We start from the raw sequence: 13,017 nt of genomic DNA, 5'->3' as shown, positions 1-13,017 counted from the left end.
GTGCGGCCCGCCCGCCCGCACACAGGGGTCAGGCGATCACCGCCGCCCGTACGCACAGCACGTCCGGCAGATGGCCGGCCAGCTGCTGCCAGCTGTCGCCGTCGTCGGCCGATGCGAACACCTCGCCGTTGCGGTTGCCGAAGTAGACACCCGCCGGGTCGGCGTCGTCCGTGCACAGGGCGTCGCGCAGCACCGTGCCGTAGTGATCCTCCTCGGGCAGTCCCTTGGACAGCGGCTCCCAGCTCCGGCCCGCGTCGGTGGTGCGGAAGACGCGGCAGCGGTGCCCGGCGGGCACCCGGTCGGCGTCGGCGTTGATCGGGAAGACGTACGCCGTGCCGGCCCGGTGCGGATGAGCGGCCACCGCGAAACCGAAGGTGGACGGCAGATCCGCGCCGATGTCGGTCCAGTGCGCCCCCGCGTCGTCGCTGCGGTACACCCCCCAGTGGTTCTGGAGATACAGCCGGTCCGAATCGCCCGCGTCCTTGGCGATCTTGTGCACGCACTGGCCGAACTCCGGGTTCGGATCCGGCAGGAACACCGCGGACACACCGGAGTTGGACGGCGTCCAGTGCGTGCCGCCGTCGGTGGAGCGGAACACCCCGGCCGTCGAGACGGCCACGGTCACCGCGTGGGGGTCGCGGGCGTCCGTGACCACGGTGTGCAGCCCCTCACCGCCGCCGCCGGGCACCCACCGCGAGCGGGTCGGATGCTCCCACAGCGGCCTGACCAGGTCGAAGCTCTCGCCGCGGTCCTCCGAGCGGTACAGCGCCGCCGGTTCCGTGCCCGCGTAGACCACGCCGGGCTCGGCGGCGGCCGGGTGCAGCTGCCAGACGCGCTCCAGGGAAGCGCCCGTGTCCTTGGGGAACTTGACGGCCGGTCGCGGCGGTTCGGTCCAGCTGCGGCCGAGGTCGTCGGAGTGGAAGACCGACGGGCCCCAGTGGGCGCTGTCGCCGCCCGCCAGCAGCCGCGGCCGGGGCTGCCGGGTGTCGATCGCGACGGAGTAGACCGCCTGGGCGTTGAAATACGGGCTGTCGTCGAACTCCCAGGCGCCGCGGCCCCTTCGCCGCCCGATGAACAGTCCCTTGCGGGTGCCCACCGCCAGCATTACCTCGGTCATGCCGATCACCTCCGGGACGCCTTCGTCCAGGTAGTCGTGAGACAGGAAGTCGTCAGTTGTCGGCCAGTCTGCACCCCGCCACTGACACTCCCCGCTGAACTACGCGTTTCCACAGGTCACGGCGGTGTCGTCGGCCTGTGGCGGAGATCGGCCACGCCCCTTTACGGCATGCGCCTGCGCGAACGGGGTGTCTCGTGCGACCGTCGAGGAGACGGCTTCGTGAGCAACGGGGCGATCTCCCGCGTATGGGAGGGCGTTCCGGCCGGTCGGTGCGCTCGTGGGGAGGATGCCTTTGAAGGTGTTCCGTGGTCCGAAGGTGTTCCGGGGTCCGAAGGCGCGATGGTGGCGCTGGCGGCGCAACCCGCTCAAGCGCCGGGCCGACGTGGTGGAGGCCTGGGTGCTGCTCGGCGCCTGGCTGCTGACCGTCCTGGCGGGGGCCTTGGGCGGTCTGGTGGCGGCCCGGTCGGTGGAACACGGGCTCGCTGAGGAACGGGCGGAGTGGCGTCCCGTCGTGGCCCGTGTCGTGGGACGGGCGCCCGGAAACTCCCCCGTGCACAGCCACACCTCCGCAGGTGAACGGGTCTGGGCCAAGGTCCGCTGGCGGGTGGCCGACGGCTCCGTCCACACCGGCCAGGTCCGGGTGCAGGCCGGCAGCAGGGCCGGCACCCCGGTCACCGTCTGGACCGATCCGCAGGGTCATCTCGTCGACCGCCCCACCTCCGCCTCCGAGGCCGACTTCCGCGGCGCCCTGATCGGCTGCCTGGTGGGCGTGAGCGCGGCGGCCGTCCCCTTCGTCGCCGGCCTCGCCCTGCGCGGCCGGCTGGAACGCCGTCGCATGGACGCCTGGGACGCGGAATGGGCGCGGCTCGGACCGCAGTGGGGCGGATGGTCCGATCACGGCCGCAGGTCGGGCTGAAACCCGCCGCCTGCCCGGCTCGGGTGCGGCACGCCGACCTGGTCCGTGCGGCCCGCGTGGGCCGCCCAGGTGCTGGTGGGCCGGGCGGGGGCAGGCGGACGCCTCCCGGGCCGGGCCGTTCGAGGGCAGCATCGCCCAGCCGGTGGCCCGACGGCTCGTCAGGCACCTGCTTGTGCCGGATCCGCGCCTGCCCGCATTGCCTCCAACGCCTTCCGGCACGCTGTCAGCAGCGCCTCGTCCTGCGGTATGCCCCAGCCGTCGGCTCCGCGCGTGCGGGCCGGAGGGCGGCGCGGGGCGGCCAGCTCCGCCGTCACCAGGTGCCGTAGCGGCGCGGCGGCGGGACCCATCGCGGTGAGGCAGCGGGCGATCGGGCCGCGCGTGTGCGGGTCCTCGGTCCAGGCCGTACGGAACACCGGCAGGACCGGTTGCGGATCCGCGTCGACGCGCCACAGCGCGCACGCGGTGGCCACCCGCTCCCGCGCGGGCCCAGAGCGGGCCGCCCGGCGCAGCGCGGGCAGCGCGGCGCGCGCGGCCGGTCCCACTACGCCGAGCTGCGCGGCGGCGCGGCATCGGTTCGCCGGTTCGCCCTGGGCCAACTCCCGCAGCAGCACGGGGAGTACGACGGTGGCGTCCCGCCGCGCCGACCAGAGTGCGCCGGCCGCGGCGGCGGCGTGGCGGGTGCGCAGGAGCGCCTGGAGTGTCGGGATCGCCTCGGCGGCGCCGCCCAAGGCCACCAGAGCCCCGATGGCCTGGCCCGCGATCGCGTCCCGTGCGCCCAGCGCCTCGGGAGCCCCCGACAGCAGCCGCAGCACCTGCGGGACCGCCCCCTCGTCTCCGACGGCCGCGACCGCGGCCAGCAGCGGGGCGGCGCAGCGGGCGGCGGAGGGGGCGGCGAGGGGGATCCGGCCGAGCCGGTGCCGTAACGCGGGCGCGAGCGGGGCCGCGGCGGGGCCCAGATGAGCCACCTCGAACCCCAGGTCCTCCGGCGCGGCCGGGCCGGCCAGCAGTTGGGCGAGGGCCGGGACCGCGCGCGGATCGCCGCTTCTGGCGAGCGCCCTGAGCGGGCCGCCCAGCCTGGCGGAGCCGCGCCCGCCGCGGTGCGTCCACAGGTCGGGGCGGGCACCCACCAGCGCGTGCAGCGCGTCGGCGGCGGGTGCGGCCGACGCGAACAGCTCCGCGAGGACCGCTGCCGCCGCGTCCCGTAATCGGTCCTGCTCCGCGCTCAGTTGGGCGCCGAGCAGGCTGACGGTTCCGCTGTGGTCGCCGCGCCAGCCGCGCAGCAGTGCCGCCGCCATCCACACCGCATTGCACCGGTCCACCGGGTCGGGACTGGTCAACTGCCCGCTGAGCAGCGCGGTCCGCTCACCCACGTGGTCGCCGAGGGCGGTGTGCAGGGTGCGCAGCAGACGGGAGCCCTCCTCGTCGGACGGGCGCAGCCGGTGCAGGCGCCGGACAAGGGTGTCGGCGGCGCCAAGGTCCGGCAACCGGGCTCGCTGCGCCGTGCGCTCCCGCAGCAGCCGGACCGCCGTCGGCACCGGATCGGCGGGCAGCCGGGCGGGTGCGACGAGCGCGAGCTGTCCGAGCGCGGCGAGCCGCGGCCCCGGCGCGTACGGCGGCGCGCTCTGCTCGGCCAGGAGGTCCACCGCGGCGCCGGCGTGCGCGGGGTGGCGGCGGGTGAACAGGCCGAGCGCCTCCGTGAGCGCGAGCAGGACGCGGTCGTCGCGCTCGGCCCGCAGCCGCTGCCGCAACAGGTCCAGGACCCGCGCGGGCGCGGCCAGGAAGTGGACGAGGGCCCCGGCGGTCGCCCGGCGCACCGCCGGGTCCGGGTCCCGGGCGAGCCGGACGAACACCTCGGCGCCCGCGCACACCGCTTCCCGTGCGCGCGGGTCCCCGTCCGCGCTCTCCGCGCCGATGCCGACCAGCAGTTCCACGATGCCGCCCCGGTCCGGCAGCTCCTCGCGGGCCACGAGCGAGAGCAGGAACGGGACGCAGGCCAGCGTCGAGTCGTACACGTACCCCTGGTGGTGCAGTGCGCCGTACATCCCGTCGAGCGCGGTCGCCCGCTCGACGGTGTCCGCGGACGCCAGCGACCGCAACCAGCCGGGCACGTCCTCCGCGCTGCCGTGCGCGTGCCGCAGCGAGGCCCAGTCGACCTCGTCGATCCCCGTGAACACGTTGCCCTCCCCAGACGAGTGCCACCTGATCGCGAGTGTGCACCACGGCACTGACAACGGTCCGGAACCACGCGCTGACTGTGTGCGATCCGTCGGCTGTCACCGGCCAGGGTGCCAACGGCCCTCGCCCGCCGGACGGGAGCTTCGCGAAAGGGGTCGTACTCGTCAGGGGCAGGGGTCAGTTCAGGCCGGGCAGCGCACGCTCCAGGATCGCGTCGAGGCCGGCTCCGGCGGGCAGCGTGCCGAACGCGTGCCCCCAGTCGCCGCCCAGCCGGCTCGCGCAGAAGGCGTCCGCGACCGGGTGCGGGGCGTGCCGCACCAGCAGCGCGCCCTGCAGGGCGAGCGCCATCCGCTCGACCAGCCGGCGGGCGCCCGTCTGGTCGGTTTCGGCCAACTGGTCCTTGAGCGCGGCGACCGCCGTGTCCAGGCGCGCGTCGGCCCCGCGCGCGAGGGCGAGTTCGGTGAACAGGGCCTCGGCGCTGTCCGGTTCGCGGCTGAGGGCGCGCAGCACGTCCAGTGCGTTGACGTTGCCCGAGCCCTCCCAGATCGACAGCAGCGGGGCCTCCCGGTAGTGCCGGGGCATCCCGGAGTCCTCGACGTAGCCGTTGCCGCCCAGGCACTCCAGCGCCTCCGCGGTGAACGCCGGTCCCCGCTTGGTGACCCAGTACTTGCCGACGGCGGTGGCGATCCGCCGGAAGGCCCGCTCCCCGGCGTCCCCGCGCACCGCGCGGTCGGCCGCACCGGCCAGCCGCAGGGCGAGTGTCGTCGCCGCCTCCGACTCCAGCGCCAGGTCGGCCAGGACGTTGCGCATCAGCGGCTGCTCGGCCAACCGGGCGCCGAACGCGCTGCGGTGCCGGGCGTGATGGCCCGCCTCGACCAGCGACTTGCGCATCAGCGTCGCGGAGGCCATCACACAGTCCAGCCGGGTGCAGTTGACCATCTCGATGATGGTCTTCACGCCCCGCCCCTCGGGCCCCACCAGCCAGGCCACGGTCCGGTCGAACTCCGGCTCCGAGGAGGCGTTGGAGCGGTTGCCCAGCTTGTCCTTCAGGCGCTGGACGCGGAAGGTGTTGCGAGTGCCGTCCGGCAGCACGCGCGGCACGAGGAAGCACGACAGGCCGCCTGGCGCCTGCGCGAGCACCAGGAAGACGTCGCACATCGGCGCCGACGTGAACCACTTGTGCCCGCGCAGCGTGTACACCCCGGGCTCACCGGTCGGTGTGGCCGCGGTGGTGTTCGTCCGCACGTCCGAGCCGCCCTGCTTCTCGGTCATGCCCATCCCTGCGAGCAGGCCCGGCTTCTCGGTGGGCACGCGCAGCTCCGGGTCGTACTCCCGGCTGGTGAGCAGCGGTTCGTAGACCTTGGTCAGATCCGGCTGTGCGCGCAGCGCGGGCACGGCGGCGTACGTCATCGACGTCGGGCAGCCGTGTCCGGCCTCCGTGTGCCCCCACACCAGTCCGCCCGCGGTGCGGGCCACATGGGCGCCGGGACGCTGGTCCGCCCACGGTGCCCCGGCCAGCCCCTCGGCGACCGCCGTGCGCATCAGGTGGTGCCAGCTGGGGTGGAAGTCCACCTCGTCGACGCGGTGGCCGTAGCGGTCATGGGTGCGCAGCACCGGCTCGTACCGGTTCGCCAGCTCGCCCCACTCCTGCGCCTCCACGCTCCCGGCGCGCGCCCCCAGCCGCCGGATGCCGTCCTCGGCCCACCCGGCACCCTCGCGGCGCAGCCCCTCCAGCAGGGCCGCGTCGTCGGAGGCGTCGTACGGGGCCAGGGGCGGGGCCTGGTTGGTGACGTCGTGGGTCGCGTCGGAGGCGGCGTGCTGCGGCTGAGGCCGCGACTGGGCGGGCGGCTGCGCGGGCGACTGGGCGGGAATCGAGACCATGAGAGCATGTTGCACTTCTTCTGCGACTGTAGCAATAGTGCAACATGCGAGTCCACGTACAGTACGTGCCCATGCGCATGAACGTCTCGCCCGATCCGCAGGAGGCAGGCCTGCGGCCGCTGTCCGCGCGGTCGGTCGTACTGAGCCTGCTCCTCGGCGCGCACCCCGCGGAACTACCGGTGAAGGACCTGGTCCGGCTGGTGGAGCCCTTCGGTGTCGGCGGATCCACGCTGCGGGCCGCGCTGAGCCGGATGGTGAGCGCGGGAGACCTGCGCCGCACCGACGCCGTCTACCGGCTCAGCGACCGGCTGCTGGCCCGCCAGCGGCGCCAGGACGAGGCACTGCGCCCCGGCACGCGCGCGTGGAGCGGCGACTGGGAGATGGTGGTCGTCACGGCGACCGGCCGCGGCCCCGCCGAACGGGCCGAACTGCGCGCCCGGTTGACCGCCCTGCGCCTGGCCGAACTCCGCGAGGGCGTGTGGCTGCGCCCGGCCAACCTCGACCGCGTCCTGCCGGACCCGCTGCGCACGGTCGCCCGGACGTACGCCGCACGCCCCGACGAGCCCGCGCCCGACCTGGTGGCCCGGCTCTGGCCCCTGGACGCCTGGGCGGCCACCGCGCGGCTGCTGCTCGCCCGCACCGCGGCCGCGCGGAGCCCGGCGGACCGCCTCACCGCCTACGCCGCCGCCGTACGTCACCTGCTCACCGACCCGGTCCTGCCGCGCGAACTCCTCCCCGCCGACTGGCCGGGGGACACCCTGCGCACGGCGTACGCCGGGTTCCAGCGGGAGTTGGCCGCGTCGGTGGGGCGAAGGGAGCGCGCCGCATGACGCCGGAGTCCCTCGAAGGGTTTCTGCGGGCCCGGTTCGAGGAGGAGGAACGGGTGGCACGCGACGCGATCGCCGGTGCGCCCGGCGCCGTATGGGGTGTCATGGCCGACGACATCGAGCAGGTGCTCACGTCCCAGGACGGCGGGACCACGCACACGCCGCTGGTGCAGTTCGGCGCCGAGGACCCGGTGCGGCTGCTCACCCATGTGGCCCGGCACGATCCGGCCCGGGTGCTGCGCGAACTCCAGGCGAAGCGGGCGCTGTCGCGGGAGCACCGGACACGCGACGACGGCCGGTGCCGCACCTGCCGCGAGGCGGAGGGCCCCCGCTCGGCCTGCACCACGCTGCGCCTGCTCGCCGCGCCGTTCGCCGGCCATCCCGGATACGACGACTCCTGGCGCCCCTGAGCCCGCCCTTCGGGCGGACGGCGGGAGTTCGACGACACCTCCTAGGCCGGAGGCCGACCGCTGGTCCCCGACGGGGAGAACCGGCCGTCGACGGCTTCGGCGGGCTCCGTGGCGGAGAGGTCATCTGCGCGCGCACCGGATGCGACGCCGAGGGTGCCGGATCCGGATCCGGAGCCGGGGTCGCTCGGTGTGAAGCCCAGGCGGGTCTGCTCCTCCGCGACGATGCGGCGCGCCAGCTCCGTGTCCGACACGTCGACGGCGTCCGGGGTCGCCTCCGCCACCTCGCTGCGGCGGGCGTAGGCGTCGAACAGGCGGGCCTTCCGCTTCAGCATCTGCACCATCCGCTCGTCGACGCCGCCCGGAGCCAGCAGGCGGTGCACCCGGACCGGCCGTACCTGGCCCATGCGGTGGGCCCGTGCCACCGCCTGCTGTTCGACGGTCGGCTTGATCTGGGGCTCGCAGATGATCACGACGGAGGCGGCCTGGATGTTGAGCCCGACGCCCGCCGCCTGGATCTGCGCCAGCAGCACCGCCGTGCCGGGCACGGCCGTGAACTCGTCGACGAGCAGCTGGCGCCGCTCGGGCGGCACACTGCCGGTGAGCGGGCCGATCACGGGACCGCCGGTCCGCGGCCCGGCGTCGAGCGCGTCCCGCACCACGCCCAGGACGTCCCGGAAGTTGGAGAACACCACCACCTTCAGCCCGTTCTCCCCGGCCTCGTGCACGATCTCGCGGAGCCGGACGAGCTTGGCGGACTTCTCCGGGCGGGCGTACCCGGCCCTGCGCATCGCCATGAAGTTGCCGGAGCACACCGCCTCCCGGTACGCCTCCTCGTCCGAGGCGCTCGGCTCCTCCCACTCGTCCGTCTGCTGCAGGGCGGGCAGTTCGGCGAGGACGTCCACCTGGTTGCGGCGCAGGTAGACGGGGGCGACCGCCTTGCGGAAGGCCACGGAGCCGGGCAGTGCGGCCTGGTCGCCGATGCGGTCCGCCACGGCCTGGTCGAGCAGCCGGACCAGGTTGCGGAACTCGGCCACCCGGTTCTCCATCGGCGTGCCCGTCATGAACAGGACCCGTCCGCAGTGCCCGGCCCACTGGGCGACGGCCTGGGAACGCAGCGCCTTGGGGTTCTTCACGGCGTGCGCCTCGTCGACCACCAGCATCCCGATCTCTCCGCCGCCCGGGACCGGGAATCCGCGCAGGGCGTCGAACGTCGTCACGGCGACGCCGCCCCGCCCCTGCCAGTAGGCGAAGGCGTCGTGCCGGTCCGGTCCGTGCAGGGGGGTGACGTGGAGCGAGGTGCGCGCCTCGATCTCCCGTGTCCAGTTCACCAGGACGCTCGCCGGGCAGACCACCACGAAGTGGCTCTGCCCCTCGGCGGCCAGATGCGTCAGCGCGGCCAGAGCCTGCACGGTCTTGCCGAGGCCCATCTCGTCGCCGAGGATCACCCGGCGCTGCGCCAGGGCGAAGCGGGCACCGAACGCCTGATAGCCGCGCAGCGACACCCGCAGCCGGGAGTCGTCGAGCTGCTGGCCGCGCACCCGCTCGGCGATGCCGTCGGGCAGGAACCCCTCGGCGGCGGCCGTGTTCGGGGCGGGCCCGGAGATCTCGGCGAGCAGCCCGTAGTACTCGGCGGAGCGCAGCTCGAAGTCCGCCCAGGCGGCGAGGTCGGTGGAGGTCCCCCGCAGCAGGTCCACCGACGCCTGTGCGAGCGCCTCGGGGGTGCCGTCCCGCACGGCCCCGTCCACCAGCGTCCGTATCTGCCCGACCGCCTCCAGCGCGCGGGCCTTCCTGGCCTGCCCGGCCGTCAGCATGCTCAGGCGCCCGGCGGCGGGCCGGGCGTCGTCCAGCAGGGGACCGAGCCGCTTCGTCAGCGCGGCGGCCGTGTCGACGGCACGGCGCGCCTCGGGCCCGGCTTCCACGAGCACCTGCAGGGCCATGACGAGCGCGGTCGTCCGCGGGTCCGGGTGGTCGACGTCGATGTGCACGGCGACGGTCTCGTGCACGGCGTCGGACAACTGCCGGGCGGCCGCGACGATCTGGCCCGCGGTCCGCTCACCCACTCCGGGGATCTGCCGCAACCGGTACGACCCGGCGTCGAGCACCTGCCGGACCGTGCGCAGTCCGCTCCTGTCGACACTGCCCAGCCGCAGCCGTCCGCCCGTGGCGTCCTGCAGCCGTGCGACGGGGATGGCGTCGAGCGCCCGCTCCACCGCCGCGTCCTGGATCGGCCGCAGCGCCGCCCGAACCGCCTCGACGGCCCTGCCGTGGTCGTCGGCCAGCGACCGCCCCGCCTCGTACAGCCGCGCCGCCCGCGCGACCGCCTCCCGCTCCCTGCGCCCCATCCGCCCTCCCTCGCGCCACATCCTCGCACCGCGCGGCACGGGCTCGGAGCAGACCCGGGCGAGCAGGGGCGGCCCCGGTGCGGCGGGCGTCCGCGAGGGCGGGCGGTGGCAGAGCGGGCGGGAGGGCGACGGCGCGGGGATCGGGTCCGCGAGCCGGGGCAGGGGCAGGAGGTGGCTTCGGTCGGCCGCGCGGTGCACCCCGCTCGGCGGGGACGGCACCGGCCGGGCGGCGGGTGCCGCACCGGGCCGGGAGGAGACCGCCGGGCGGCCACCGGGCGACCGTCCGTGCCGCCGTGCTCAGACCGAGCGGTGGTACTGGTCCGGCACGCTGACCTCGCCGCCCAGCTCGCGGGCCGCGTGCCGGGCCCAGGACGGGTTGCGCAGCAGCTCGCGGCCGAGCAGCACGGCGTCGGCCTCACCGTTGGTGAGGATCTTCTCGGCCTGCCCGGCCTCGGTGATCAGTCCTACGGCGGCGACGGGCAGCGGGGTCTCGGCCTTCACCCGGGCGGCGAACGGCACCTGGTAGCCGGGCCCGGTCGCGATGGTCACGCCGGAGGCGTTGCCGCCGGTGGAGACGTCGAGGAGGTCGACGCCGTGGGCGTGCAGATCGCGGGCGAAGCGGACCGTGTCCTCCGCGCTCCAGCCGCCGTCCTGGAGCCAGTCGGTGGCCGAGACGCGGAAGAACACCGGCTTGCCCTCGGGCCACACCGCCCGTACGGCGTCCACGACTTCGAGCGCGAACCGGGTGCGGTTCTCGTACGAGCCGCCGTAGGCGTCGGTGCGGTGGTTGGAGTGCGGGGAGAGGAACTCGTTGATCAGGTAGCCGTGGGCGCCGTGGATCTCGGCGACGTCGAACCCGGCGTCGAGCGCCCGGCGCGCCGCGGCGGCGAACTGGCCGACGATCTCCTCGATCCCTTCCACCGTCAACTCGGTGGGCACGGGGTGGCGTTCGTCGAAGGGCACCGCGCTCGGGGCGACCGGCTGCCAGCCGTGCGCCTCCGGCCCGACCGGGGCGCCGCCCTTCCAGGGTTGGTCGGTCGACGCCTTGCGTCCGCCGTGCGCCAGCTGGATCCCCGCCACCACGCCCTGGGCGGTGAGGAAGCGGGTGATCCGGCGGAAGGCCTCCACCTGTGTGTCGTTCCACAGGCCGAGGTCGTAGGGGGAGATCCGGCCCTCGGGCGAGACCGCGGTGGCCTCCACGATGATCAGGCCGGTGCCGCCCGTGGCGCGCGCCGCGTAGTGCGCGAAGTGCCAGTCGTGCGGGGCGCCGGCGAGCGGCCCGTCCGGCTCGGCCGAGTACTGGCACATCGGCGGCATCCACACCCGGTTCGGGATGGTCACTTCGCGCAGGGTGATGGGCTCGAAGAGCACGCTCACGACGGACTCCATTCGTCACGGGACCACTGGTCGACTCGTACGATAACCCTCGTACTACGAGGCATGTCAAACTACGATGCCTCTCGTACAATGGTCGCGGTCGACGAGTTCCGCGAAGAAGGGCAGCCGCCGTGACCGACACCGCCACCCCTGGCCGCGCACTGCCGCACCCCGACCGGGCGGAGATCCGCCTGGAGGCCGTGCTGCACGCGCTCTCCGATCCGATGCGGCTGGGGATCGTCCGCGAACTGGCCGCCGCCGAGGCCGAGTTGTCCTGCTCCCACTTCGATGTGCCGGTGACCAAGTCCACCACCACGCACCACTTCCGGGTGCTGCGCGAGAGCGGGGTCATCCGGCAGGTCTATCGCGGCACGGCCAAGATGAACGCACTGCGCCGGGACGACCTCGACGGCCTCTTCCCGGGGCTGCTCGACAGCCTCCTCGCCGCCGCGGACCGGCAGTCCGTCCGCCTCGGCGACGCCGGCTGAGGAACCCGGCCCCAGGACCTACACGGCCCCTTCCGCCTCGGCCACGGCATCCGAACCGGTCCTGGAGGGAACGTGGTTGAAGAGCAGGTTCAGCACGATCGCGGACAGGCAGCCCGCGCTGATGCCGCTGTTCATCACCGTCTGGAACCAGTCCGGGAACTTCTCGTAGACCGTCGGCACACCCACCGGCAGCATGCCGATCGCCAGCGAGACGGCCACCACGGTGAGATTGCTGTTGCCCCTGAAGTCGACCCGGGCCAGCGTCCGCAGCCCGCTCGCCGCGACCGTGCCGAACATGACCAGTCCCGCGCCGCCCAGCACCGGCGCCGGGATCGCCGCGACCACCGCGCCCAGCTTGGGCAGCAGGCCCAGCAGCACCAGGATCCCGCCGGCCGCCGCGACCACCCAGCGGCTGCGCACCCGGGTCATGCCGACCAGGCCCACGTTCTGCGCGAACGCCGTGTACGGGAAGGTGTTGAACACCCCGCCCAGCACCGTCGACAGACCGTCCGCGCGCAGCCCGTCGGCGAGCGAGCGCGACTCGACCCTCCGGCCGGTCAGCTCGCCGACCGCGATCAGGTCACCGGTCGTCTCGGTCATCGTCACCAACGCCACCACCAGCATGGACACGATGGCCGAGGCCTTGAAGACCGGCGTCCCGAAATGGAACGGCGTGCTGATGCCGACCCAGTCGGCGTCGCCGACCCCGCCGAAGTCCGTGAACCCGAACGGCACCGCGACCGCCAGGCCCACCGCGATACCGATGAGCACGGCGATGCGGGCGAGGTACGCGGGCGTGAACCGCTGCACGGCCAGCACCACCACCAGCACGAAAGCCGCGAGCGCCAGGTTCTTCGGTTCCCCGAAGTCCTTCGCGCCGGCACCGCCCGCCGCCCAGTTGCCCGCGACCGGCAGCAGCGAGACCCCGATGATCAGGATCACCGTGCCGGTCACCAGCGGCGGGAAGTAGCGCAACAGCCTGCCGAAGACCGGCGCCAGCAGCATGATCGCAAGACCGGCGACGATCACCGCCCCGTAGATCGCGGGCAGTCCCCCGCCGGTCGTCCCGATGAGCACCATCGGCGACACGGCCGCGAACGTACAGCCCTGCATGATCGGCAGCCGGACCCCGAACCGCCAGAATCCGACGCACTGGATCAGCGTGGCGATCCCGGACACCAGCAGGTCGGCGGTGATCAGATACGCCAGATCGGCGGGCGACAGCTTCATCGCACCGCCCACGATCAGCGGCACGGCCACCGCGCCCGCGTACATCGCGAGCACATGCTGCAGCCCGAAGGCGGCCAACTGCCGTACCGGTGGAACCTCGTCGACGGGGTGGACGTCTGCGGTGGTGGCCATGGGGACTCCAACAGTGCCGGGCGGGACATGACATCCGAACAGGACGAGACCGTAGACATCTTGAACAGTTTGTTGATTTCCGGTCTGTTGCCGGTGTGTGTCCTGCCCGCCGGACCGCCGGG

The 13,017-nt window shown here is 74.2% G+C and carries 10 protein-coding genes; 4 read left to right on the top strand and 6 right to left on the bottom strand.

Annotated features, from left to right (window positions below; translation table 11 throughout):
- Positions 1 to 28: 28 nt before the first annotated feature.
- Positions 29 to 1,117, bottom strand: coding sequence for a WD40/YVTN/BNR-like repeat-containing protein (locus AQI95_RS14555; protein ID WP_067123132.1), 1,089 nt, complete (start codon positions 1,115 to 1,117; stop codon positions 29 to 31).
- 286 nt (positions 1,118 to 1,403) lie between these two features.
- On the opposite strand from AQI95_RS14555, the gene AQI95_RS14550 reads away from it, so the two are divergent.
- The gene (locus AQI95_RS14550) at positions 1,404 to 2,033 is read left to right on the top strand and encodes an Rv1733c family protein (RefSeq protein WP_067122488.1); all 630 of its coding nucleotides are present in this window, start codon (positions 1,404 to 1,406) and stop codon (positions 2,031 to 2,033) included.
- 158 nt (positions 2,034 to 2,191) lie between these two features.
- On the opposite strand, the gene AQI95_RS14545 is transcribed toward AQI95_RS14550, so the two are convergent.
- Complete coding sequence (locus AQI95_RS14545) at positions 2,192 to 4,207, bottom strand: HEAT repeat domain-containing protein (protein ID WP_067122485.1); 2,016 nt, start codon at positions 4,205 to 4,207, stop codon at positions 2,192 to 2,194.
- Positions 4,208 to 4,385: 178 nt separating this feature from the next.
- A complete protein-coding gene (locus tag AQI95_RS14540) occupies positions 4,386 to 6,089 on the bottom strand; it encodes a DNA alkylation response protein (protein ID WP_067122482.1) in 1,704 nt (567 codons plus the stop codon).
- Between the two features lie 71 nt (positions 6,090 to 6,160).
- Between AQI95_RS14540 and AQI95_RS14535 the strand changes: the two genes are divergently transcribed.
- Both AQI95_RS14535 and AQI95_RS14530 read left to right on the top strand, forming a co-directional pair.
- Positions 6,161 to 6,919: a PaaX family transcriptional regulator C-terminal domain-containing protein gene (locus AQI95_RS14535; RefSeq protein ID WP_067122479.1), complete on the top strand. Its 759-nt coding sequence runs from the start codon at positions 6,161 to 6,163 to the stop codon at positions 6,917 to 6,919.
- Positions 6,916 to 7,326, top strand: a complete 411-nt coding sequence (locus AQI95_RS14530) for a DUF6221 family protein (protein ID WP_067122476.1) — start codon at positions 6,916 to 6,918, stop codon at positions 7,324 to 7,326. Before AQI95_RS14535 ends, AQI95_RS14530 begins: the two co-directional genes overlap by 4 nt.
- Positions 7,327 to 7,367: 41 nt before the next feature.
- On the opposite strand, the gene AQI95_RS14525 is transcribed toward AQI95_RS14530, so the two are convergent.
- Together AQI95_RS14525 and AQI95_RS14520 are read right to left on the bottom strand one after the other, a co-directional pair.
- Positions 7,368 to 9,668, bottom strand: a complete 2,301-nt coding sequence (locus tag AQI95_RS14525; protein ID WP_079071252.1) for a DEAD/DEAH box helicase — start codon at positions 9,666 to 9,668, stop codon at positions 7,368 to 7,370.
- Positions 9,669 to 9,965: 297 nt separating this feature from the next.
- Positions 9,966 to 11,045, bottom strand: coding sequence for an NADH:flavin oxidoreductase/NADH oxidase (locus AQI95_RS14520; RefSeq protein WP_067123129.1), 1,080 nt, complete (start codon positions 11,043 to 11,045; stop codon positions 9,966 to 9,968).
- Between the two features lie 131 nt (positions 11,046 to 11,176).
- Between AQI95_RS14520 and AQI95_RS14515 the strand changes: the two genes are divergently transcribed.
- Positions 11,177 to 11,533, top strand: coding sequence for an ArsR/SmtB family transcription factor (locus tag AQI95_RS14515; RefSeq protein WP_067122474.1), 357 nt, complete (start codon positions 11,177 to 11,179; stop codon positions 11,531 to 11,533).
- Between the two features lie 18 nt (positions 11,534 to 11,551).
- On the opposite strand, the gene AQI95_RS14510 is transcribed toward AQI95_RS14515, so the two are convergent.
- The gene (locus AQI95_RS14510; RefSeq protein WP_067122471.1) at positions 11,552 to 12,895 is read right to left on the bottom strand and encodes a nucleobase:cation symporter-2 family protein; all 1,344 of its coding nucleotides are present in this window, start codon (positions 12,893 to 12,895) and stop codon (positions 11,552 to 11,554) included.
- Positions 12,896 to 13,017: the final 122 nt, after the last annotated feature.

Source organism: Streptomyces yokosukanensis (genome assembly GCF_001514035.1).
Lineage (GTDB): Bacteria > Actinomycetota > Actinomycetes > Streptomycetales > Streptomycetaceae > Streptomyces > Streptomyces yokosukanensis.
Note: the sequence above shows the minus strand (reverse complement) of the source record. Positions and strands in the feature narration are given on the sequence as shown.